A 20,926-nucleotide genomic window follows, 5' to 3' on the forward strand; every position below is an offset into this window, starting at 1 on the left:
TTCTTTCACTCTGTTTGATAGGGAGTAGTCTGCCTAAATCAGTTTCAAATACTACAAAGTTGCCGTTATTATTGATTTCTCAAGATTTTTTCCCAGAATCGGATAAGTGGTCTGAGAAAGGCGGAATAATAACACGTTTTTTCTGCCCCTCCGCATTTTATCTGCCGATTTGTACTTAATTTTCCTAATCCTAGGAAAAAGCCGTGCGTCTAATGCAACAGCCATAAATTGAGCTGCATGACCAGTTGCGGCAGCAAACGCCCCAACCACAGCCACAAAACCAATACCAAAAGACTGCCTGAAAAATCATAACGTCCGATACGCAGGAAAGAAAACGGCGCAAGCAGCGGGGCAAACACACGTTGCAAAGCAACGGCAAGCGGAGAATAAGGCGATCGGAAACTGCACACCATACGGATAACCAATCCGATCAGCAATACATAAGCCAGTGATTTCAATACGCCCAATAATGAAAACAGCATATTGGCCAAAACCACTTTCATGCCGAAACCGAAAGGCGATGCCACCAGCGTCATAACACTGAATACCAAATAATACAGCAACAGTCCGGCAATAACACACGCCCATTCAGCCCGCTTGGGCGGCAGGATTTTACCCAACGGATTAACCAGCCAATCCGTCGTCTGCATCACAAACGCTGCCAACGGGTGCCGGCTGTCCAATCCGGCGCGCTGCAACCAAAAACGGGCCAGACACAAAATAACCAAGCCGTCTGCCAGCAATACCAATACATCTCCGCGCATTTTCAGACGGCCTCATATTGTTGCGCCATTTCCTGAGAGCGGGCAACACAAGCGGCAACCCCTGCTTCGATTGCTTCGGCAACCCGGCACGATTTGAAAGTTTCAACGGCTTCATGGGTCGTACCGCCTTTGGAGGTTACGTTTTGCTGCAAAACCGCAAAATCTTTACCGCTTTGTTCCGCCAATGCCACTGCGCCTTTAAATGTTGCCAAGCTCAAGCGCCGTGCGGTTTCCTCATCGAAACCCTGTGTTTTCGCAGCATTTTGCAGCGCATTCAACAAATAAAACACATAAGCCGGGCCGCTGCCGCTAATGCCGGTAATGGCGTGCATATCCGCCTCTGCTTCCAACCAAATTGTTAAACCTACTGCCTGCATAATCAGTTCCGCAACACGTTTGTCCCCATCGGATATACCGTTTTCAGCAAACAGCCCCGATACGCCCAAACCGATTTGGCTCGGCGTATTCGGCATCACCCGCACAATCCGGCGCGTACCGCCCAGATAACGGCTCAAAGTATTCACAGACAATCCCGCAGCCACCGACAACACCAATGCACCATTGGTTTCCACGCCCGTACAGGCCGTCTGCATATCTTGAGGTTTGACGGCCAATACCAATACATCGTCTGCCCCCAAAACCGGCAGCCGCTCCGATACCGCCACACCCAATTCGCGGACCAGCCGTTCGCGTTTTTCCGCGCCCCTGTTGGCAATATGGACCCGATAACCGCCTTGCTTGACCAAACCTCCGGCAATCGCGGCAGCCATATTGCCGCCGCCCAAAAAATATACGTTTGTCATCATTATTTTTCTTTCCAAAACATATTGTCCGACAATCGGATAAAAGTGCATAAACGGTAAAACAACGCCGTCTGAACAATCTGCGGCATTTTTCAGACGGCATTTATTCCAAATTTCTACCGATTAAACAATATTCTGCGGTTTCCCGGCCGCAAAAGCATTGATATTGTCCAACACCATATCAAACAAGCGGTTCACCGCTTCGGTACTGCCCCAAGCCATGTGCGGCGTAACAATCAGATTCGGCAGTTGCGCTTCCAACAGCGGATGACCGTTTTTCGGCGGCTCTACCGTCAAAACATCGACACCCGCACCGCCAATCGTACCGTTCTGCAAGGCCGCCAACAATGCCGCTTCATCAACCAAACCGCCACGGCCGCAGTTAATCAACACCGCATCGGATTTCATCTGTGCCAATTCTGCCGCACCAATCATATTTGCCGTCTGATCCGTCAACGGGCAGTGCAGCGACAAAACATCGGCGCGGCGTATCGCCTCATCGAACGCAACATAACCTTCGCGTACCGATTCCGCACCTTTATGTTCGCCGAACAAAACCGTCATATGAAATGCCTTCGCATAATCCGCCAGCGTTTTACCGATACCGCCGCGACCGAAAACCACCAGCGTTTTACCGTTCAAATCACGCATCGGCGCACCGAAATGACAGAAAAACGGCGACTGCTGCCACAAACCGGCACGCATATCGCGCCGGTAAGACGGCAGATTTCGCATCAATGCCATCATCAACATAAAAGCGTGTTCCGCAACCGATTCATTGCCGTAGGCTCGCACATTGCAGACGGCCACGCCCAAACGCCGGGCAGCCGCCAAATCAATATTGTTCACACCCGTAGCCGTTACCGCAATCAGTTTCAAACGGCTGTTGCCGGAAAGAGCCGCTTCATCTACCACAACTTTATTGGTAACCACCACATCGGCATCAGCAATCCGCGCTGCCACATCTTCCGCCGCCGTTTGGCCGTACCAAACCAAATTATGTTCAAAATCCAAAGCAAACGGCCGCTTTGGAAGTGTATCGCCATCTAAAACCACCACATTCCACACAGACATATTATTCCTTTATTGAAAAATAATAATCGATTTATAAAATCTAATGAAAGATAAAAACAAACAACTGTATTTTATAAATGATAGATATTATCATTATTCCATTATCAGAAAAGCAGCAACACACAGTTTTTCCCACATACGGCGGCCGTTTTACAGACGGCATCAAACGGAGAATATACCATGTTGAAAACATTTACTTTTGCCATTTTACATTTCAGCGTCGCATTCGGCATTACCTACCTTCTTACCGGCAGCATCGGCATCTCAAGTACCGTTGCCCTTGTCGAACCTATGGTCAATACCGTTGCTTTCTATTTCCACGAAAAAGCATGGAAGCACTACGAAAACCGCCACACAGATAAACCGCAAGAAAAGGCCGTACCGCATTGTGCATAAAATCAATCATGCCGTCTGTAAAATCATGCACAATATTATACACAACCCTATTCCTGCTCTAAGAGCCTTTAAATATCAGCATTTCCAAGATTTCCACAAATAAAAACGGAAAGCCGTAAAATAATTATCCACAATTTTTACTTGCAGCTTTCCCAAGCAGCATCGCCGTTTATCATCAAAGCATATCTCAAACGCTTGTGTACATTACCTTATCATTATTAAAAAACAATAAGATAAGGAAATTACCCTTATTTCTGCTCAAATCCTCCTTAAATCTCCACAAAAGTAAAAGCCGTCTGCAAAAATGTACATAACCATAGGCTTATACACAATTTTAATGCCGTCTGTAAAATTATCCACATCTTCAAACAGTTTTCCATATCAGTTATCAAACAAATCTTTTCATGCTAAGTTTTTAAAAAATAAAAGAAATAAAAGTTATACACAACAAAACACCGGCTTCAAAATCAAAATCCATTATAAATAAATTTAAATATAATTAATTTGCTCAAACCGTCTGCATCATTTCCCACCTTAACAACCCTTCTAAAACGTAAAGCGAACTTTTCAAAAAATTAAATAGTTAAGGATTGTTAATCAACTGTAAATGGAGTAGAGTTACACCCGATAAATTTAATTAATAATGGAGCTTCCACAATGAAAGGCGACATCGGTGTCATCGGTTTGGCGGTGATGGGTCAAAACCTGATTTTAAATATGAACGACCGCGGCTTTAAAGTTGTCGCGTTCAACCGCACAACCAGCAAAGTAGATGATTTTTTAAACGGCGCGGCCAAAGGCACCAATATCATTGGTGCTTATTCATTGCAGGACTTGGTTGACAAACTTGAAAAACCAAGAAAAATCATGATGATGGTACGCGCCGGCAGTGTGGTTGACGAATTTATCGGACAACTCGTTCCCCTGTTGGACGAAGGCGACATCATTATCGACGGCGGCAACGCCAATTATCCCGATTCCACCCGCCGCACCAAAGAATTGGCTGCCCAAGGCATCCGCTTTATCGGCGCGGGCGTATCCGGCGGCGAAGAAGGCGCACGCAACGGTCCTTCGATTATGCCGGGCGGCGACGAATCCGCATGGCCGGAAATCAAGCCGATTTTCCAAGCAATCGCCGCCAAAACCCCGCAAGGCGAACCTTGCTGTGATTGGGTAGGCCGCGACGGTGCGGGCCACTTCGTCAAAATGGTGCACAACGGCATCGAATACGGCGACATGCAGCTCATTTGCGAAGCCTATCAGTTTATGAAAGACGGCCTCGGTCTTTCTTATGATGAAATGCACCGGATTTTCAAAGAATGGAACCAAACCGAATTGGATTCCTATCTGATTGAAATTACAGCCGATATTCTGGGTTATCAAGACGAAGGCGGCGAACCTTTGGTTGAAAAAATCCTCGATACCGCCGGACAGAAAGGCACAGGCAAATGGACGGGCATCAACGCCCTCGATTTGGGCATTCCGCTGACGCTGATTTCCGAATCCGTGTTCGCCCGCTGCGTTTCCGCCTTTAAAGAACAGCGCGTGGAAGCCGGAAAACTGTTCGGCAAAACCATTACCCCCGTCGGCGGCGACAAAACAGAATGGGTCAACGCCCTGCGACAAGCCCTGCTTGCTTCCAAAATCATTTCCTACGCACAAGGTTTTATGCTGATTCGCGAAGCCAGCGAAGTAAACGATTGGGCATTGAACTACGGTAACACCGCACTCTTATGGCGCGAAGGCTGCATCATCCGCAGCGCGTTCCTCGGCAATATCCGCGATGCCTATGCCGCCAACCCCGATTTGGTGTTTTTAGGTGCCGATCCTTACTTCAAAGGCGTATTGGAAAACTGCCTGCCCGCATGGCGCAAAGTAGTGGCCAAAGCCATCGAATGCGGTATTGCCATGCCGTGTATGGCTTCCGCCATTACCTTCCTCGACGGCTACACCACCGAGCGGCTGCCCGCCAACCTGCTGCAGGCCCAACGCGATTATTTCGGCGCGCACACTTACGAGCGTACCGACAAACCGCGCGGCGAGTTTTTCCATACCAACTGGACGGGCAAGGGCGGCGATACCGCTTCCACCACTTATGATATTTAAACAATATAGGTTTGCCGATAAAGGCCGTCTGTATATACAGACGGCCTTTTTTGTACCGTTAACGGAGTTTGGATAAAACTGCCGGATTACTGTTTGAAATTCTTTGTATTATTCAGATTATTTATCCTGAATCTTCAATTTATAGTCATTTGACACAAAATGATGCGGCGTTTCTGCACCCCGTTCAAAGAAAGGCTTGGCCAAACTGCCGGAGCAGCAAGTCTGCCGAACCGTGTTGCCTGAGACCTTTGCAAAATTCATTACAAGGGCTTGCAGGGGCGGGTTTTACACCCGCCCGCCCGCTTGGGCTTTTTGAAGTGGTAACTTTCAAGGTATTTATTAACTTCGGACGGATGTAAAACCCGCCCCTGTAAGCAGTTTTGGTCCGTTTCCTGTTTTTTTGCAAAGGTCTCGGCCTATATTGTCTTTAGCCTTGCTGCTTTGTCTCATTTTTTATTGTCCTGCTATATCGTTCCAAAACAACAATGCCGTCTGAAATCGATTTGTTTCAGACGGCATTGTTGTTCGGATTGCTTTAACCGTATTCAAGCGGCGGACAGTTTGTCTGCCAGACGGCGCAGGCCGGCCAGCAGGCGTGTGCGTGCGGCTTCATCGGCTTCCTGTTCCGACAGGCTGGCCGCTACGCCGTAATACTGTCCGCCCAAGTCGGTAAAGGCGATACCGAAACAGAACATTCCCAAGCGTAATTGTCCGTTATCCAAAGCAAAACCCTGACGGCGTATTTGTACCAACTCCTGCATCAGTTCCGGCAGGTTGCGTACGCTGTTGTCGGTATAAGGGGCAGGAAAGGTTGTGATTAATGCGGCGACTTCTTCATCAGACATATGGCTCAATACGGCTTTGCCGGTAGCTGTAAATGCCGCAGGCAGCTGCATTCCGATGCGGAAGGTTACTTCCAATGGTGCTTGGCTGTTGCGGCAGGCCAAATAGACCACTTGGTCGTGATTGAGCGTGGATAAGGTCAGGGTATAGGCATTCAATTCGGGAATTTGGGTAATGGCTTGATGAAACTCAGCCACAATGTCCTGCTGCGCGGTAAAGCCGTTTGCCCAATATAAAACATGCGCACCCAATACGAAGTGCCGGTCATCCGCTTTACGCAGCAGGCCGGCATCGGTCAGGCATTGGAGTATGCCGTGTACCGAGCTGCGCGGCAGATTTAAGGTTTTGGCGATGTCCGCACCGCTCAGCGGTACAGCAGTTTCTGTTAATAAGTTTAAGATTTTAACGGTTTTATCTATGGCGGGAACGGATAAATTTTTCATTGTTTTCCGATTGACAAAGCGAAAGGGTTGAATTTATATTGTACTTAATATTGAACAGTTGTTCAATATATTGAACAATAAATATGGAATCTATTTTTTTCAGGAGAGAAACATGGGTAATTTGCAAGAAAGAATGTGTGCCGCCCTGCCCAGCGGTGCATCGGTTATGTGCGATTGGTTTGCGGAAAGCGCGCAAAATGCTGTGATTAAATCTTCAGACGGCCGGGAAATCATCGACTTTGCCGGCGGTATCGGCGTATTGAATACGGGACACCGCCATCCGAAAGTGGTGGCCGCCGTAGCCGCGCAGCTGGAAAAGTTTACCCATACCGCTTTTCAGGTTGTGCCTTATGAAAGCTATGTCGTACTGGCCGAACGTATCAACCGGCTTGTACCGATCCGGGGAGCGGTTAAAAGCCAGTTTTTTTCCAGCGGCGCGGAGGCAGTGGAAAATGCGGTAAAAATCGCCCGGGCCTATACCGGGCGCAACGGCGTTATCGCATTTGGCGGAGCGTTCCACGGGCGCACGCTGTTGACGCTGGCCCTGACCGGCAAAGTGCTGCCGTATTCCGCCGATTTCGGTGCCATGCCTGCCGGAGTATTCCACGCACTGTACCCTTCCAAAACGCAAAACATCAGCGTTGCCGAAGCTGTGAAAAGCATCAAACGTATTTTCAAGAGCGATATTGCGCCGCATGATGTGGCGGCGGTTATTTTGGAGCCTGTACAGGGCGAAGGCGGTTTCAATGTCTGCCCGCCGGAGTTTATGCGTGCGGTACGCGAAATCTGCGACGAACACGGCATCTTGATGATTGCAGACGAGGTTCAGTCGGGTTTTGCGCGTACCGGCAAGTTGTTTGCAATGGAACATTACGATGTCTGTCCCGACATCATGACGATGGCAAAATCCATGGCGGGCGGTTTCGTATTGAGCGGCGTATCCGGCCGCGCCGAAGTAATGGACGCGCCGCGCAAAGGCGGTTTGGGCGGTACTTATGCCGGAAACCCGTTGGGCGTGGCGGCGGCAGGCGCAGTACTGGACGTTATCGAAGAAGAAAATCTTTGCGGCAAAGCCCGTTTGCTGGGCGGCAGGCTGATTGGGTTTCTGCAAGGGTTGGAAGCCCCCGAAGTGTCGGAAGTACGCGGCTTGGGCGCGATGGTGGCGGTTGAGTTCGGCGACGACGAACAGCCGGATCCCGAATTTGCCGCCCGCGTCCGGCAATATGCGATGGAACACGGCTTGCTGCTGCTGACTTGCGGCGCACACGGCAATGTCATCCGTTTCCTGTTCCCGTTGACCATAGAAGAAGAATTGTTTGACCGTGCCTTGGGCATCATTGGCGAAGCCTTTGCTGCCGCCCGTACAAAATAAACAACGGAGCGATTATGGAAAACATCAAAACCTTATTAAACCACCCCGACGTATCATGGGATACGCCGTTTGCAGACGGCCTCTCCGTTACCAATCCCGCCGACGGTTCGCTGCTGGCATATGTTCGCCGCACATCGGCGGCGGAATTGGAAACCCTGATTGCCAAAGCACAGTCGGCACAGCGGCAGTGGGCGGCAAAAACCGCGCTGGAACGCGCCGACATCTTATGGGAATGGTTCGGGCTGATGAAAGCGCATAAAGAACCGCTGGCACGGCTGATGACGATGGAACAGGGTAAACCGCTTGCCGAAGCGCGCGGCGAAATCGACTATGCCGCCGGTTTTATCCGCTGGTTTGCCGAAGAAGTACGGCGGATTGACGGCGACATTCTGACCAGCGTGAAAAACAGCCAGAAAATGCTGGTGCTGCGCCAACCCATAGGCGTAACCGCCGCCGTTACGCCGTGGAATTTCCCCGCTGCCATGATTACCCGCAAAGCCGCTCCCGCTCTGGCAGTCGGTTGCGCCATGCTGGTAAAGCCCGCCAGCGCCACACCATTGAGCGCGTACGCACAGGCAGTATTGGCTTACCGGGCAGGCATACCGCAGGACTTGTTTGCCGTCGTTTGCGGAAGTGCAGCCGAAATCAGCGGCATCTTCGCCGACAGCCCCGTTATCCGCAAAATCAGTTTTACCGGTTCGACCGAAGTCGGCGCGGAGATTTTCCGCAACAGCGCGAAACACATCAAAAAACTCAGCTTGGAGCTGGGCGGCAACGCACCGTGCATCGTGTTTGACGATGCCGATTTGGAAAAAGCAGTGGAGGGCACGCTCACAAGCAAATTCCGCAACAGCGGCCAAACCTGCGTCTGCACCAACCGCGTCTATGTACAAAGCGGCATTTACGAAGCATTTTGCAGACGGCTGGCGGAAAAAACCGGCAAATTCAAATTGGGCAACGGCTTGGAAGAAGGCGTAAACCAAGGGCCGTTAATCGACGGAAATGCCGTCTGCAAAGTAGAGGAACACATCGCCGATGCGCTCGCCAAAGGCGCGCAAGTGCTGGCGGGCGGCAAACGCAGCAGCTTGGGCGGTACGTTTTTCGAGCCGACACTGTTGGGCGGCGTTACCGCACAGATGAAAGTTGCCCGCGAAGAAACGTTCGGACCGCTGTGTCCGGTATTCGAGTTTGAAACAGAGGAGGAAGTCATTGCCGCCGCCAACGACACCGAATTCGGACTTGCCGCCTATGTGTTTACCGAAAATACCGCCCGCCAATGGCGCGTTTCCGAGGCTTTGGAATACGGAATGGTCGGCATCAACACCGGTTTGATCAGCAACGAAACCGCTCCGTTCGGCGGCATCAAAGCCAGCGGACTGGGACGCGAAGGCAGCAAATACGGCATCGACGAATATTTGGAAATGAAGTATTTGTGTCTGGATTTAAGCTGAAACATTCCGGCATTTTACAGACGGCATGACTGCAATTTCAAACCGGAAATGCCGTCTGTAAAAACAAATAATCTACAAATAAAAACAAAGGAGAAAATAATGTCTGATGTGTTGAAAACAGAAAGGATAACCTTTGCCGAGGGCGTAGCGATGATTATCGGTACCAATATCGGCGCAGGGATTTTGTCGGTATCCTATGCGGCACGCAAGGCGGGCTATCTGCCGCTGCTGTTTTGGCTGGTGGTGGTCGGCATCATTACTACCGTAACCATGCTGTATGTGGCGGAAGCGACGTTGCGGACGCGCCAGCACGAGCAGTTGAGCGGTTTGGCGCAGCGTTATGTCGGCGGTGCCGGCTCATGGCTGATGTTTGCTTCGGTTGCGGTAAATGCGCTGGGTGCGTTGATTGCTTATATGAGCGGCAGCGGTGATTTGATGCATTCTTTGTTTGGTATCGATAAAAAGCTGGGCAGTATTATTTTCTTCATTCCCGCCGCTTTGGTATTGGGGTTGGGCTTGAAGGCTTTGGGGCGCAGCGAGAAGCTGATTACCGGTTTGATGGTAACGATGCTGTTGGTTTTGGTGGGGGCAACGCTGCTGTTTCCGACCACGGATTTCAGACATTTGCTCGACGGCGACTGGATGTATATGATTCCGGTGTTTAATCTGGTGGTATTTATTTACTGTGCCCAGTATATCGTACCGGAAATGGCGCGCGGTTTGGCACATGCGCCCACGCAGCTTCCCAAGGCAATCGTAACCGGTATGGCGTGTACGTTTGCGCTGATTGCGCTGGTGCCGCTTTCGGTGATTTCGCTGAATGGGCTGGACAATATCAGCCAAGTGGCGACCATCAGCTGGGGAACGGCTTTAGGCAGTTGGGCGTTTTTTATGGCAAACGGGTTCGCGCTGTTTGCGATGCTGACTTCTTATTGGGGCATAGGCGGCAGTTTTCTGACCAATATCGCCGACCGCTTCAATCTGCCGGTGGACAACAGCATCAAAGTGCGTTGTTTGGCAGTGGCTTTGGTTGCTTTGCCGCCGTTTGCGCTGGCGTACAGCGGAATGGTGGGATTTGTGGACGCACTGTATTTTGCCGGAGCGTTCAGCGGCGTGGTGCTGAGTATCGTGCCGTATCTGATTGTGCGCGGTGCGCGGGCAAACGGTAACCGGGAGCCGGAATGGACGTGTCCGAAATGGATGGGCCGCCCGTATATTTACGGATTGATTTTTCTGTTGTACAGCCTGAGTGCGGTGTATGCGGTGTTGGCGAAATTTGATCTGTTGCCGGCAGGTTGGTAGTATGCGGGGAATAGAAGGCCGTCTGCAAAATCCATGTTTTGCAGACGGCTTTTGCTATAACGGTATTTGCTTCACTTATTGTTTTATCGGTTATCGAAAATTGGAAAAAGAATTTGGGCGGAGCAATAGGAAATCCGAAACCTGCCTTGTCATCATTCCTTCGGGCGGATACCGCCGCCTTAACGGAACAACCGGCGCAAGGGTTCGGCTCAAGCCAAACAGTTATTTTAACAACGGCTCCGGCCTTGCCCGACAAACCATCTGAACCATAATTTTACTCATGATTTTGTAGCGGTTGCAGTTTGCCGCGTTGTTCTAAAATTCATATAAACAGTTATCGGACAACTGTTTCGCACAAAAGCCGTCTGCATATTCAGACGGCTTGATGCTTTTTCTGTGTTAGAATCCGCCGTTAGCATATCAAGCATTTGATAAACCGATTTTTTATGCCGTCTGAAAAATGAAAATGCAGACGGCTTTGCAGTTTTGGGTTGAGAAATATGACGCATAAAATACTGTTTCGCACCGCTTTGTTGGGGATAACTGCCGCGCTGCTTGCTGCCTGCCCGAGCAAAAGTACCAAATATCCGATTGATACCGTTGTGTACGGTCCCGACCGGCCGACCGGCACGCCTCATGCGTTGGGTACGACTGTCCGCCCGGGCGGTGGTGCGTCTTATGTTGTGGTCAAACACAGCGATTTGCCCCATTGGGAAATTCAGCAGTTTGCCGACAGCCTGAAATCTTTCAAACGCGGTTGCGAGAAATTGAAAAACCGCCAAGGCTGGCAGGATGTGTGTGCCCAAGCTGCACAAACGCGAAATCATCATGCTGCCGCCAAATCCTTTTTCGAACGCTATTTCACCCCGTGGGAAGTCAGCGGCAACGGCTCACAGGCCGGTACGGTAACCGGTTACTATATTCCATTGATGAACGGCGATGTGAAGCAGACCGGCAAAGCACGTTTCCCGATTTACGGCATTCCCAACGATTTCGTTTCCGTGCCGCTGCCGTCTAATTTGCGCGGCAGCAAATCCACCGTCCGCATCCGTGCCACCGGCCAAAACAGCGGTGTGATTGATAAAGCGGGCAGCCATACCGCCGATTTGTCGAAATTCCCGATTACTGCCCGCACTACGGCGTTGAAAGGCCGTTTTGAAGGCAGCCGCTTCGTGCCGTATCACACACGTTCTCAAATCAACGGCGGCGCGTTAAACGGTAAAGCGCCGATTTTGGGCTATGCCGACGATCCCGTAGAGCTGTTTTTCATGCACATTCAAGGTTCGGGAACGCTGCAAACGCCGAGTGGTCAAAAAGTCGCTTTGGGCTATGCGGATAAAAACGAACACCCTTATAAATCCATCGGCCGCTACATGGCGGATAAAGGTTATCTGACCCTCGGCCAAACCACCATGCAGGGCATCAAAGCCTATATGCAGCAGAATCCTCAAAAGCTGGCGGAAGTATTGGGGCAAAACCCGAGCTATGTGTTTTTCCGCAAACTGGATAATGCAGACGGCGCAATCGGCGCATTGGGCACACCGCTGATGGGCGAATACGCCGGTGCGGTCGACCGCCACTATATTACTTTGGGCGCGCCGCTGTTTGTCGCCACCGCTCATCCGGTTACCGGCAAAGCACTCAACCGCCTGATTATGGCGCAGGATACCGGCAGCGCGATTAAAGGCGCAGTGCGCGTGGATTATTTCTGGGGCTACGGCGATGCGGCAGGCGAAGTTGCCGGTAAGCAGAAAACCACAGGTTATGTGTGGCAGCTTTTGCCCAACGGTATGGAGCCCAAATACCGCCCGTAACGTGTTTTGCAGATGTACAGATACCGCCGTGAGTGAAAGAGTGTAAAGCATGCAGGTTTGCCGGCGGTACGGAAAACGGACGTTTTCCTGTGGATAAAATCGGGATAAATTTACAGACGGCATGAACGGGTGCATTTTCCGCACAACAGACAGAATATGCCGGAAAGGCCGTCTGCAAACCTGATACTATCTAAATCATCGTGAAACCTTTATAATCAGGCTTATCCCGCTTCAATACAAAGCGTTTTTTTCTCAGTAATCTTGCTGTACGGGAAAAATATCCCAATCGGACGTTTGTGAATAAATATGTGGATAACTCCATATATTTTAATTATCGGACTACCCGAATGATTAAGGATTGTTAATGATTCGTTTCGAACAAGTTTCCAAAACCTATCCGGGCGGATTTGAAGCCCTGAAAAACGTCAGTTTCCAAATCAATAAAGGCGAGATGATTTTCATCGCAGGCCATTCCGGCTCGGGAAAATCTACCGTTCTGAAACTGATTTCGGGCATTACCAAACCCAGCAAGGGCAAAGTGTGGTTTAACAATCAGGATTTGGGTGCGCTCAACGACAATCAAATCGGTTTCATGCGCCAGCACATCGGCATTGTTTTCCAAGACCACAAAATCCTGTACGACCGCAATGTGTTGCAAAACGTTATCCTGCCGTTGCGTATCATCGGTTATCCGTCTGCCAAAGCGGAAGAGCGCGCCCGTATCGCGATTGAAAAAGTTGGATTGAAAGGTCGGGAATCGGATGATCCGGTAACCCTGTCGGGCGGCGAGCAGCAACGTTTGTGTATCGCCCGCGCCGTAGTGCACCAGCCGAGCCTGCTGATTGCCGATGAGCCGTCTGCAAATCTCGACCGGGCTTATGCTTTGGATATTATGGAATTGTTTAAAACTTTTCATGAGGCAGGAACAACCGTTATTGTTGCCGCCCATGATGAAACCCTGATGGCAGATTACGGCCACCGCATTTTGCGCTTACAGAAGGGACGGCTGGCATGAGTATCGTTCATTATCTTTCCCTGCATGCCGAATCTGCGCGTACCGCATTAAAGCAACTGGTGCGCCAGCCCGTCGGTACGTTGTTGACGCTACTGATGTTGGCAATCGCCATGACTTTGCCGCTGTTTTTATATTTGGGTGTGCAAAGTGGGCAGAGCGTATTGGGCAAACTTAATGAGTCGCCGCAGATTACCGTATATATGGATACTGCTGCCGAACAATCAGACAACGACACCGTACAGAATTTATTGCAGCGCGACCGGCGTTTGAACCAAATCCGTTTTATCAGCAAACAAGAAGGTTTGGAAGAATTGCAAACCAATCTCGACCAAAATTTGGTTTCCATGTTGGACGATAATCCGCTGCCCGATGTATTTATTGTTACCCCTGATGCAAACAGTACGCCCGAGCAGATGCAGGCAATTTTCGCCGATTTAACCAAACTGCCGATGGTTGAGTCGGCAACCATGGATACCGAATGGGTGCACACGCTGTATCAAATCAATGAATTTATCCATAAGATTTTGTGGTTTTTGGCGGTAACGTTGGGTATGGCGTTTGTATTGGTGGCGCATAATACCATCCGCTTGCAGATTCTCAGCCGCAAGGAAGAAATCGAAATTACCAAACTCTTGGGCGCACCCGCATCATTTATCCGCCGTCCGTTTCTGTATCAGGCAGTATGGCAAAGCGTATTTTCCGCTGCTGTCAGTTTGGGTTTGTGTGCATGGTTGCTGAATAGTGTCCGGCCAATGGTAGATGCGATTTTCAAACCCTATGCCATCAATATCGGCTGGCGTTTTTTTAATGGCAGCGAAATAGTATTGGTATTCGGTTTTGTCATCGCACTCGGTGTGTTTGGTGCGTGGTTGGCAACCACCCAACATTTGTTGGGTTTCAAAGCAAAAAAATAAAGAAAAATGCAGACGGCCTGAAAATTGTTCAGGCCGTTTTTTTTGAATGGAAGAAACGATAGATTGTCCTATCACATGACAGGAAAACAATCTTTGATAATTTCAAGAATGATTGCCGTCCGGCAGAGGCAAAAAATGTCGATAAACAAAGTATAGTCATTTAAAATAAGAATGATACAGCGTTGCTTTGCCTTGCCGTACTATGTGTACTGTCTGCGGCTTCGCTGCCTTGTCTCATTCTTATTTTATTCGACTATATATAGAATATATACAGATAAAGCCGTCTGCAAAACCAATATACAGACGGCTTTAAATATTCAAAATACCGGAAAATAAAAAACAATCAGGCTTTTTTGACAAATTCCGATTTTAAATTCATCGGTGTACCATCAACCTTGCAACCAATATTGTGATCACCTTCCTGAAGGCGGATACCTTTTACCTTCGTACCCTGTTTAATAACCATCGAACTGCCTTTAACCTTCAAATCCTTAATCAATACGACCGTATCGCCATCAGCCAGAACCGTACCGTTGGCATCTTTAACCACCGACAAATCATTAGCAGCAACAGCTTCCCCTTCACGCCATTCGTGAGCACATTCAGGGCATACCAATAAATCACCATCTTCATAAGTATATTCAGATTGGCATTGTGGGCAGGCAGGTAGAGACATCTTAATTTCCTTCAACAAAAAAACAGCGAATCATTATAACATCTGAAAAAAAGAATAATGATGGAAAGCAAAAGCCGTCTGCAAACTCCAAAACGCAGACGGCCGGTTGGCAGAGGGAGTACAGTTTGTCATTTCGCCGCAAATTTCCCTCAATAAAATTTCCTTACCAAACAGATAGATGAGTATTTTCCCGATTTTATTTGTATTTTTAGGGTTGACTGGGGTGGTTTGGAGGGGTATAGTTCGGTTCTTCGCTGCTTCGGCGGTGAAAGCGAACTGTTTATTATAGCAGATTTATTTGGAAGTTTTAAGCTGGTTGGTAAAAAACATTTGACAAATAAAAACAAGCTGTAGTAAAATTCGAATTTAGCTCTTTAACAAACAGATTACCGATAAGTGTGAGTGCGGAAAGCCTCACACTGCGACAAAAACAGACAAGATGTAGAAATTCTATATCCTGTCGGTTTCTTTGAAGCAGACCAGAAGTTATTAAGTTAGAGATTGAACATAAGAGTTTGATCCTGGCTCAGATTGAACGCTGGCGGCATGCTTTACACATGCAAGTCGGACGGCAGCGGGGAAGTGCTTGCACTTCTGCCGGCGAGTGGCGAACGGGTGAGTAACATATTGGAACGTACCGAGTAATGGGGGATAACTGATCGAAAGATTAGCTAATACCGCATACGCTCTGAGGAGGAAAGCAGGGGACCTTCGGGCCTTGCGTTATTCGAGCGGCCAATATCTGATTAGCTGGTTGGTGGGGTAAAGGCCTACCAAGGCGACGATCAGTAGCGGGTCTGAGAGGATGATCCGCCACACTGGGACTGAGACACGGCCCAGACTCCTACGGGAGGCAGCAGTGGGGAATTTTGGACAATGGGCGCAAGCCTGATCCAGCCATGCCGCGTGTCTGAAGAAGGCCTTCGGGTTGTAAAGGACTTTTGTCAGGGAAGAAAAGGGAGATGCTAATACCATTTCCTCATGACGGTACCTGAAGAATAAGCACCGGCTAACTACGTGCCAGCAGCCGCGGTAATACGTAGGGTGCGAGCGTTAATCGGAATTACTGGGCGTAAAGCGAGCGCAGACGGTTACTTAAGCAGGATGTGAAATCCCCGGGCTCAACCTGGGAACTGCGTTCTGAACTGGGTGACTAGAGTATGTCAGAGGGGGGTAGAATTCCACGTGTAGCAGTGAAATGCGTAGAGATGTGGAGGAATACCGATGGCGAAGGCAGCCCCCTGGGATAATACTGACGTTCATGCTCGAAAGCGTGGGTAGCAAACAGGATTAGATACCCTGGTAGTCCACGCCCTAAACGATGTCAATTAGCTGTTGGGCAACTTGATTGCTTAGTAGCGTAGCTAACGCGTGAAATTGACCGCCTGGGGAGTACGGTCGCAAGATTAAAACTCAAAGGAATTGACGGGGACCCGCACAAGCGGTGGATGATGTGGATTAATTCGATGCAACGCGAAGAACCTTACCTGGTCTTGACATGTACGGAATCCTCCAGAGACGGAGGAGTGCCTTCGGGAGCCGTAACACAGGTGCTGCATGGCTGTCGTCAGCTCGTGTCGTGAGATGTTGGGTTAAGTCCCGCAACGAGCGCAACCCTTGTCATTAGTTGCCATCATTTGGTTGGGCACTCTAATGAGACTGCCGGTGACAAGCCGGAGGAAGGTGGGGATGACGTCAAGTCCTCATGGCCCTTATGACCAGGGCTTCACACGTCATACAATGGTCGGTACAGAGGGTAGCCAAGCCGCGAGGCGGAGCCAATCTCACAAAACCGATCGTAGTCCGGATTGCACTCTGCAACTCGAGTGCATGAAGTCGGAATCGCTAGTAATCGCAGGTCAGCATACTGCGGTGAATACGTTCCCGGGTCTTGTACACACCGCCCGTCACACCATGGGAGTGGGGGATACCAGAAGTAGGTAGGGTAACCGCAAGGAGTCCGCTTACCACGGTATGCTTCATGACTGGGGTGAAGTCGTAACAAGGTAGCCGTAGGGGAACCTGCGGCTGGATCACCTCCTTTCTAGAGAAAAGAAGAGGTTCTCCGCATTCACACTTATCGGTAAACTGTAGAAGATGCAAGAAGAAGAGCAACAATATTCGATAGGATATATTGCTCACGACCTTGGGTTTGTAGCTCAGCTGGTTAGAGCACACGCTTGATAAGCGTGGGGTCGGAGGTTCAAGTCCTCCCAGACCCACCAAACACATACTGGGGGCATAGCTCAGTTGGTAGAGCACCTGCTTTGCAAGCAGGGGGTCATCGGTTCGATCCCGTTTGCCTCCACCAAAAAGACTTCACAAATTAAAATAAGCTGCTATAATCGCCGCTCATTTTAATTTGCGAAGTCGGACAAAGTCCGCAAGCATCGATCTTTAACAAATTGGAAAGCCGAAATCAACAAACAAAGACAAAGTTGGTCGGATTGGATAGAGAACGGTTGCGACCGTTTAACATCTCTTTTAAGCAAAGCGCAAGCAAAGCTAAAAAGAAAAACAAACCGGCCACAGTATTTGGGTGATGATTGTATCGAGTTGTTCCCGAAACACAAAAGGCGGGAACAATACACAACAAAGCAGTAAGCTTTATCAAAGTAAAAATCTCTAGTCCCTGTTCTAGTCAACGGAAGAGCGGATTAAGTCAGAGAGGTTCTTGAAATGATAGAGTCAAGTGAATAAGTGCATCAGGTGGATGCCTTGGCGATGATAGGCGACGAAGGACGTGTAAGCCTGCGAAAAGCATCGGGGAGCTGGCAATAAAGCTATGATCCGGTGATGTCCGAATGGGGAAACCCACTGCATTCAGTGCAGTATCCATACCTGAATACATAGGGTATGAGAAGCGAACCCGGAGAACTGAACCATCTAAGTACCCGGAGGAAAAGAAATCAACCGAGATTCCGCAAGTAGTGGCGAGCGAACGCGGAGGAGCCTGTATGTGATAGCCGTTGAGATAGAAGAACAAGCTGGGAAGCTTGGCCATAGTGGGTGATAGCCCCGTATTCGAAATCTCATCGGTGGTACTAAGCATACGACAAGTAGGGCGGGACACGTGGAATCCTGTCTGAACATGGGGGGACCATCCTCCAAGGCTAAATACTCATCATCGACCGATAGTGAACCAGTACCGTGAGGGAAAGGCGAAAAGAACCCCGGGAGGGGAGTGAAACAGAACCTGAAACCTGATGCATACAAACAGTGGGAGCGGACTTGTTCCGTGACTGCGTACCTTTTGTATAATGGGTCAACGACTTACGTTCAGTAGCGAGCTTAACCGGATAGGGGAGGCGTAGGGAAACCGAGTCTTAATAGGGCGATTAGTTGCTGGGCGTAGACCCGAAACCGAGTGATCTATCCATGGCCAGGATGAAGGTGCGGTAACACGCACTGGAGGTCCGAACCCACGCATGTTGCAAAATGCGGGGATGAGCTGTGGATAGGGGTGAAAGGCTAAACAAACTCGGAGATAGCTGGTTCTCCCCGAAAACTATTTAGGTAGTGCCTCGAGTAAGAGACTGATGGGGGTAAAGCACTGTTATGGCTAGGGGGTTATTGCAACTTACCAACCCATGGCAAACTAAGAATACCATCAAGTTGTTCCTCGGGAGACAGACAGCGGGTGCTAACGTCCGTTGTCAAGAGGGAAACAACCCAGACCGCCAGCTAAGGTCCCAAATGACAGATTAAGTGGTAAACGAAGTGGGAAGGCCCAGACAGCCAGGATGTTGGCTTAGAAGCAGCCATCATTTAAAGAAAGCGTAATAGCTCACTGGTCGAGTCGTCCTGCGCGGAAGATGTAACGGGGCTCAAATCTGTAACCGAAGCTGCGGATGCTAGCAATAGCATGGTAGGGGAGCGTTCTGTAGGCCGAAGAAGGTGTGTTGTAAAGCATGCTGGAGGTATCAGAAGTGCGAATGTTGACATGAGTAGCGATAAAGCGGGTGAAAAGCCCGCTCGCCGAAAGCCCAAGGTTTCCTACGCAACGTTCATCGGCGTAGGGTGAGTCGGCCCCTAAGGCGAGGCAGAAATGCGTAGTCGATGGGAAACGGGTTAATATTCCCGTACTTTGATTCAATGCGATGTGGGGACGGAGAAGGTTAGGTTAGCAAACTGTTGGAATAGTTTGTTCAAGCCGGTAGGTGGAAGACTTAGGCAAATCCGGGTCTTCATAACACCGAGAAGTGATAACGAGTGTCTACGGACACGAAGTAACCGATACCACGCTTCCAGGAAAAGCCACTAAGCTTCAGTTGAATCAGAACCGTACCGCAAACCGACACAGGTGGGCAGGATGAGAATTCTAAGGCGCTTGAGAGAACTCGGGAGAAGGAACTCGGCAAATTGATACCGTAACTTCGGGAGAAGGTATGCCCTTCGATGTGAAAGACTTGCTCTGTAAGCATTGGAGGGTCGCAGAGAATCGGTGGCTGCGACTGTTTATTAAAAACACAGCACTCTGCTAACACGAAAGTGGACGTATAGGGTGTGACGCCTGCCCGGTGCTGGAAGGTTAATTGAAGATGTGAGAGCATCGGATCGAAGCCCCAGTAAACGGCGGCCGTAACTATAACGGTCCTAAGGTAGCGAAATTCCTTGTCGGGTAAGTTCCGACCCGCACGAATGGCGTAACGATGGCCACACTGTCTCCTCCCGAGACTCAGCGAAGTTGAAGTGGTTGTGAAGATGCAATCTACCCGCTGCTAGACGGAAAGACCCCGTGAACCTTTACTGTAGCTTTGCATTGGACTTTGAAGTCACTTGTGTAGGATAGGTGGGAGGCTTAGAAGCAGAGACGCCAGTTTCTGTGGAGCCGTCCTTGAAATACCACCCTGGTGTCTTTGAGGTTCTAACCCAGGTCCGTCATCCGGATCGGGGACCGTGCATGGTAGGCAGTTTGACTGGGGCGGTCTCCTCCCAAAGAGTAACGGAGGAGTTCGAAGGTTACCTAGGTCCGGTCGGAAATCGGACTGATAGTGCAATGGCAAAAGGTAGCTTAACTGCGAGACCAACAAGTCGAGCAGGTGCGAAAGCAGGACATAGTGATCCGGTGGTTCTGAATGGAAGGGCCATCGCTCAACGGATAAAAGGTACTCCGGGGATAACAGGCTGATTCCGCCCAAGAGTTCATATCGACGGCGGAGTTTGGCACCTCGATGTCGGCTCATCACATCCTGGGGCTGTAGTCGGTCCCAAGGGTATGGCTGTTCGCCATTTAAAGTGGTACGTGAGCTGGGTTTAAAACGTCGTGAGACAGTTTGGTCCCTATCTGCAGTGGGCGTTGGAAGTTTGACGGGGGCTGCTCCTAGTACGAGAGGACCGGAGTGGACGAACCTCTGGTGTACCGGTTGTGACGCCAGTCGCATCGCCGGGTAGCTAAGTTCGGAAGAGATAAGCGCTGAAAGCATCTAAGCGCGAAACTCGCCTGAAGATGAGACTTCCCTGAGGGTATAACCCTCCTGAAGAGTCGTTCGAGACCAGGACGTTGATAGGTCGGGTGTGGAAGCGCAGTAATGCGTGAAGCTAACCGATACTAATTGCTCGTGAGGCTTGACTCTATCATTTGAAGAACTTCAGATGAAAGCTTACTGATAAGCGATACAACATTACCGAAGTTGATTAAAGAATAAATAAGTGCAGGAGACTGCATAACGGCTTAACCGATTTGTACAGTTTAAGTTTGGCGGCCATAGCGAGTTGGTCCCACGCCTTCCCATCCCGAACAGGACCGTGAAACGACTCAGCGCCGATGATAGTGTGGTTCTTCCATGTGAAAGTAGGTCACTGCCAAACACCCATTCCGAAGCCCCTGACATCATGTCGGGGGCTTTTACTTTGTTGCTTGCCGGGTAGCGGAGATATGGGGGAGGTATGGAGTATGGTGTTGCACAAGTCAGACAGAAGATTGCTGTGCTTCGGCAAAAGGCTTGAAGCA

14 protein-coding genes, 2 tRNA genes and 3 rRNA genes are annotated in these 20,926 nt (G+C 49.7%); 14 read left to right on the forward strand and 5 right to left on the reverse strand.

Going from position 1 to position 20,926, the window contains the following annotated elements; translation table 11 throughout:
• Nucleotides 1-209: 209 nt before the first annotated feature.
• The 3 genes from EL111_RS00410 to EL111_RS00420 form a co-directional block, all read right to left on the reverse strand.
• Nucleotides 210-764, reverse strand: a complete 555-nt coding sequence (locus EL111_RS00410; protein WP_123795712.1) for a YggT family protein — start codon at nucleotides 762-764, stop codon at nucleotides 210-212.
• A 2-nt stretch (nucleotides 765-766) separates the two neighbouring features.
• A complete protein-coding gene (gene proC, locus EL111_RS00415; protein ID WP_123795818.1) occupies nucleotides 767-1,567 on the reverse strand; it encodes a pyrroline-5-carboxylate reductase in 801 nt (266 codons plus the stop codon).
• A 123-nt stretch (nucleotides 1,568-1,690) separates the two neighbouring features.
• Nucleotides 1,691-2,641, reverse strand: coding sequence for a D-2-hydroxyacid dehydrogenase (locus tag EL111_RS00420; RefSeq protein ID WP_123795711.1), 951 nt, complete (start codon nucleotides 2,639-2,641; stop codon nucleotides 1,691-1,693).
• A gap of 180 nt (nucleotides 2,642-2,821) precedes the next feature.
• Here EL111_RS00420 and EL111_RS00425 point away from each other — a divergent pair, with 180 nt between their 5' ends.
• The 3 genes from EL111_RS00425 (at nucleotide 2,822) to EL111_RS00435 (ending at nucleotide 5,502) form a co-directional block, all read left to right on the forward strand.
• Complete coding sequence (locus EL111_RS00425; protein WP_123795710.1) at nucleotides 2,822-3,037, forward strand: DUF2061 domain-containing protein; 216 nt, start codon at nucleotides 2,822-2,824, stop codon at nucleotides 3,035-3,037.
• 657 nt (nucleotides 3,038-3,694) lie between these two features.
• On the forward strand, nucleotides 3,695-5,143 hold the full coding sequence (gene gnd / locus EL111_RS00430) for a decarboxylating NADP(+)-dependent phosphogluconate dehydrogenase (protein WP_123795709.1): 1,449 nt from the start codon (nucleotides 3,695-3,697) through the stop codon (nucleotides 5,141-5,143).
• A 68-nt stretch (nucleotides 5,144-5,211) separates the two neighbouring features.
• Entirely contained in the window at nucleotides 5,212-5,502 is a 291-nt protein-coding gene (locus EL111_RS00435; protein WP_123795708.1) for a hypothetical protein, read from the forward strand.
• Between the two features lie 186 nt (nucleotides 5,503-5,688).
• On the opposite strand, the gene EL111_RS00440 is transcribed toward EL111_RS00435, so the two are convergent.
• A complete protein-coding gene (locus tag EL111_RS00440) occupies nucleotides 5,689-6,429 on the reverse strand; it encodes an IclR family transcriptional regulator (protein WP_123795707.1) in 741 nt (246 codons plus the stop codon).
• A 112-nt stretch (nucleotides 6,430-6,541) separates the two neighbouring features.
• Here EL111_RS00440 and gabT point away from each other — a divergent pair, with 112 nt between their 5' ends.
• The 6 genes from gabT to ftsX all read left to right on the forward strand — a co-directional run bounded on the left by gabT (nucleotide 6,542) and on the right by ftsX (nucleotide 14,297).
• Nucleotides 6,542-7,801 (forward strand): 4-aminobutyrate--2-oxoglutarate transaminase, encoded by a 1,260-nt coding sequence (gene gabT, locus EL111_RS00445; protein ID WP_123795706.1) that lies wholly within the window; start codon nucleotides 6,542-6,544, stop codon nucleotides 7,799-7,801.
• Nucleotides 7,802-7,815: 14 nt separating this feature from the next.
• On the forward strand, nucleotides 7,816-9,252 hold the full coding sequence (locus EL111_RS00450; protein WP_123795705.1) for an NAD-dependent succinate-semialdehyde dehydrogenase: 1,437 nt from the start codon (nucleotides 7,816-7,818) through the stop codon (nucleotides 9,250-9,252).
• A gap of 99 nt (nucleotides 9,253-9,351) precedes the next feature.
• A complete protein-coding gene (locus tag EL111_RS00455) occupies nucleotides 9,352-10,554 on the forward strand; it encodes an aromatic amino acid transport family protein (RefSeq protein ID WP_123795704.1) in 1,203 nt (400 codons plus the stop codon).
• Between the two features lie 500 nt (nucleotides 10,555-11,054).
• Nucleotides 11,055-12,368, forward strand: a complete 1,314-nt coding sequence (gene mltA, locus EL111_RS00460; RefSeq protein ID WP_123795703.1) for a murein transglycosylase A — start codon at nucleotides 11,055-11,057, stop codon at nucleotides 12,366-12,368.
• 364 nt (nucleotides 12,369-12,732) lie between these two features.
• Nucleotides 12,733-13,383: a cell division ATP-binding protein FtsE gene (ftsE, locus tag EL111_RS00465; RefSeq protein WP_123795702.1), complete on the forward strand. Its 651-nt coding sequence runs from the start codon at nucleotides 12,733-12,735 to the stop codon at nucleotides 13,381-13,383.
• Nucleotides 13,380-14,297 carry a permease-like cell division protein FtsX gene (gene ftsX / locus EL111_RS00470; RefSeq protein ID WP_123795701.1) on the forward strand — a complete coding sequence of 306 codons (918 nt, stop codon included), beginning with the start codon at nucleotides 13,380-13,382 and terminating at the stop codon, nucleotides 14,295-14,297. The genes ftsE and ftsX overlap by 4 nt, the downstream gene beginning before the upstream one ends.
• Before the next feature lie 343 nt (nucleotides 14,298-14,640).
• Here ftsX and EL111_RS00475 read toward each other — a convergent pair whose 3' ends face one another.
• Entirely contained in the window at nucleotides 14,641-14,973 is a 333-nt protein-coding gene (locus EL111_RS00475; protein WP_123795700.1) for a zinc ribbon domain-containing protein YjdM, read from the reverse strand.
• Nucleotides 14,974-15,476: 503 nt separating this feature from the next.
• Here EL111_RS00475 and EL111_RS00480 point away from each other — a divergent pair.
• The 5 genes from EL111_RS00480 to rrf all read left to right on the forward strand — a co-directional run bounded on the left by EL111_RS00480 (nucleotide 15,477) and on the right by rrf (nucleotide 20,784).
• A 16S ribosomal RNA gene (locus tag EL111_RS00480) occupies nucleotides 15,477-17,017 on the forward strand.
• 104 nt (nucleotides 17,018-17,121) lie between these two features.
• Nucleotides 17,122-17,198, forward strand: a tRNA-Ile gene (locus tag EL111_RS00485).
• Between the two features lie 10 nt (nucleotides 17,199-17,208).
• Nucleotides 17,209-17,284, forward strand: a tRNA-Ala gene (locus EL111_RS00490).
• A gap of 375 nt (nucleotides 17,285-17,659) precedes the next feature.
• Nucleotides 17,660-20,549 (forward strand): 23S ribosomal RNA (locus tag EL111_RS00495).
• Nucleotides 20,550-20,670: 121 nt separating this feature from the next.
• A 5S ribosomal RNA gene (gene rrf / locus EL111_RS00500) occupies nucleotides 20,671-20,784 on the forward strand.
• The 16S, 23S and 5S rRNA genes sit together here with 2 tRNA genes alongside, the layout of an rRNA operon.
• Nucleotides 20,785-20,926: the final 142 nt, after the last annotated feature.

It is taken from the genome of Neisseria animalis (genome assembly GCF_900636515.1).
GTDB lineage: Bacteria > Pseudomonadota > Gammaproteobacteria > Burkholderiales > Neisseriaceae > Neisseria > Neisseria animalis.

What these genes read in the sequence shown, in the direction of transcription:
- EL111_RS00410 (WP_123795712.1), bottom strand. Translation starts at nt 764, where the DNA reads ATGCGCGGAGATGTATTGGTATTGCTGGCAGACGGCTTGGTTATTTTG.
- proC (WP_123795818.1), bottom strand. Translation starts at nt 1,567, where the DNA reads ATGACAAACGTATATTTTTTGGGCGGCGGCAATATGGCTGCCGCGATT.
- EL111_RS00420 (WP_123795711.1), bottom strand. Translation starts at nt 2,641, where the DNA reads ATGTCTGTGTGGAATGTGGTGGTTTTAGATGGCGATACACTTCCAAAG.
- EL111_RS00425 (WP_123795710.1), top strand. Translation starts at nt 2,822, where the DNA reads ATGTTGAAAACATTTACTTTTGCCATTTTACATTTCAGCGTCGCATTC.
- gnd (WP_123795709.1), top strand. Translation starts at nt 3,695, where the DNA reads ATGAAAGGCGACATCGGTGTCATCGGTTTGGCGGTGATGGGTCAAAAC.
- EL111_RS00440 (WP_123795707.1), bottom strand. Translation starts at nt 6,429, where the DNA reads ATGAAAAATTTATCCGTTCCCGCCATAGATAAAACCGTTAAAATCTTA.
- gabT (WP_123795706.1), top strand. Translation starts at nt 6,542, where the DNA reads ATGGGTAATTTGCAAGAAAGAATGTGTGCCGCCCTGCCCAGCGGTGCA.
- EL111_RS00450 (WP_123795705.1), top strand. Translation starts at nt 7,816, where the DNA reads ATGGAAAACATCAAAACCTTATTAAACCACCCCGACGTATCATGGGAT.
- EL111_RS00455 (WP_123795704.1), top strand. Translation starts at nt 9,352, where the DNA reads ATGTCTGATGTGTTGAAAACAGAAAGGATAACCTTTGCCGAGGGCGTA.
- mltA (WP_123795703.1), top strand. Translation starts at nt 11,055, where the DNA reads ATGACGCATAAAATACTGTTTCGCACCGCTTTGTTGGGGATAACTGCC.
- ftsE (WP_123795702.1), top strand. Translation starts at nt 12,733, where the DNA reads ATGATTCGTTTCGAACAAGTTTCCAAAACCTATCCGGGCGGATTTGAA.
- ftsX (WP_123795701.1), top strand. Translation starts at nt 13,380, where the DNA reads ATGAGTATCGTTCATTATCTTTCCCTGCATGCCGAATCTGCGCGTACC.
- EL111_RS00475 (WP_123795700.1), bottom strand. Translation starts at nt 14,973, where the DNA reads ATGTCTCTACCTGCCTGCCCACAATGCCAATCTGAATATACTTATGAA.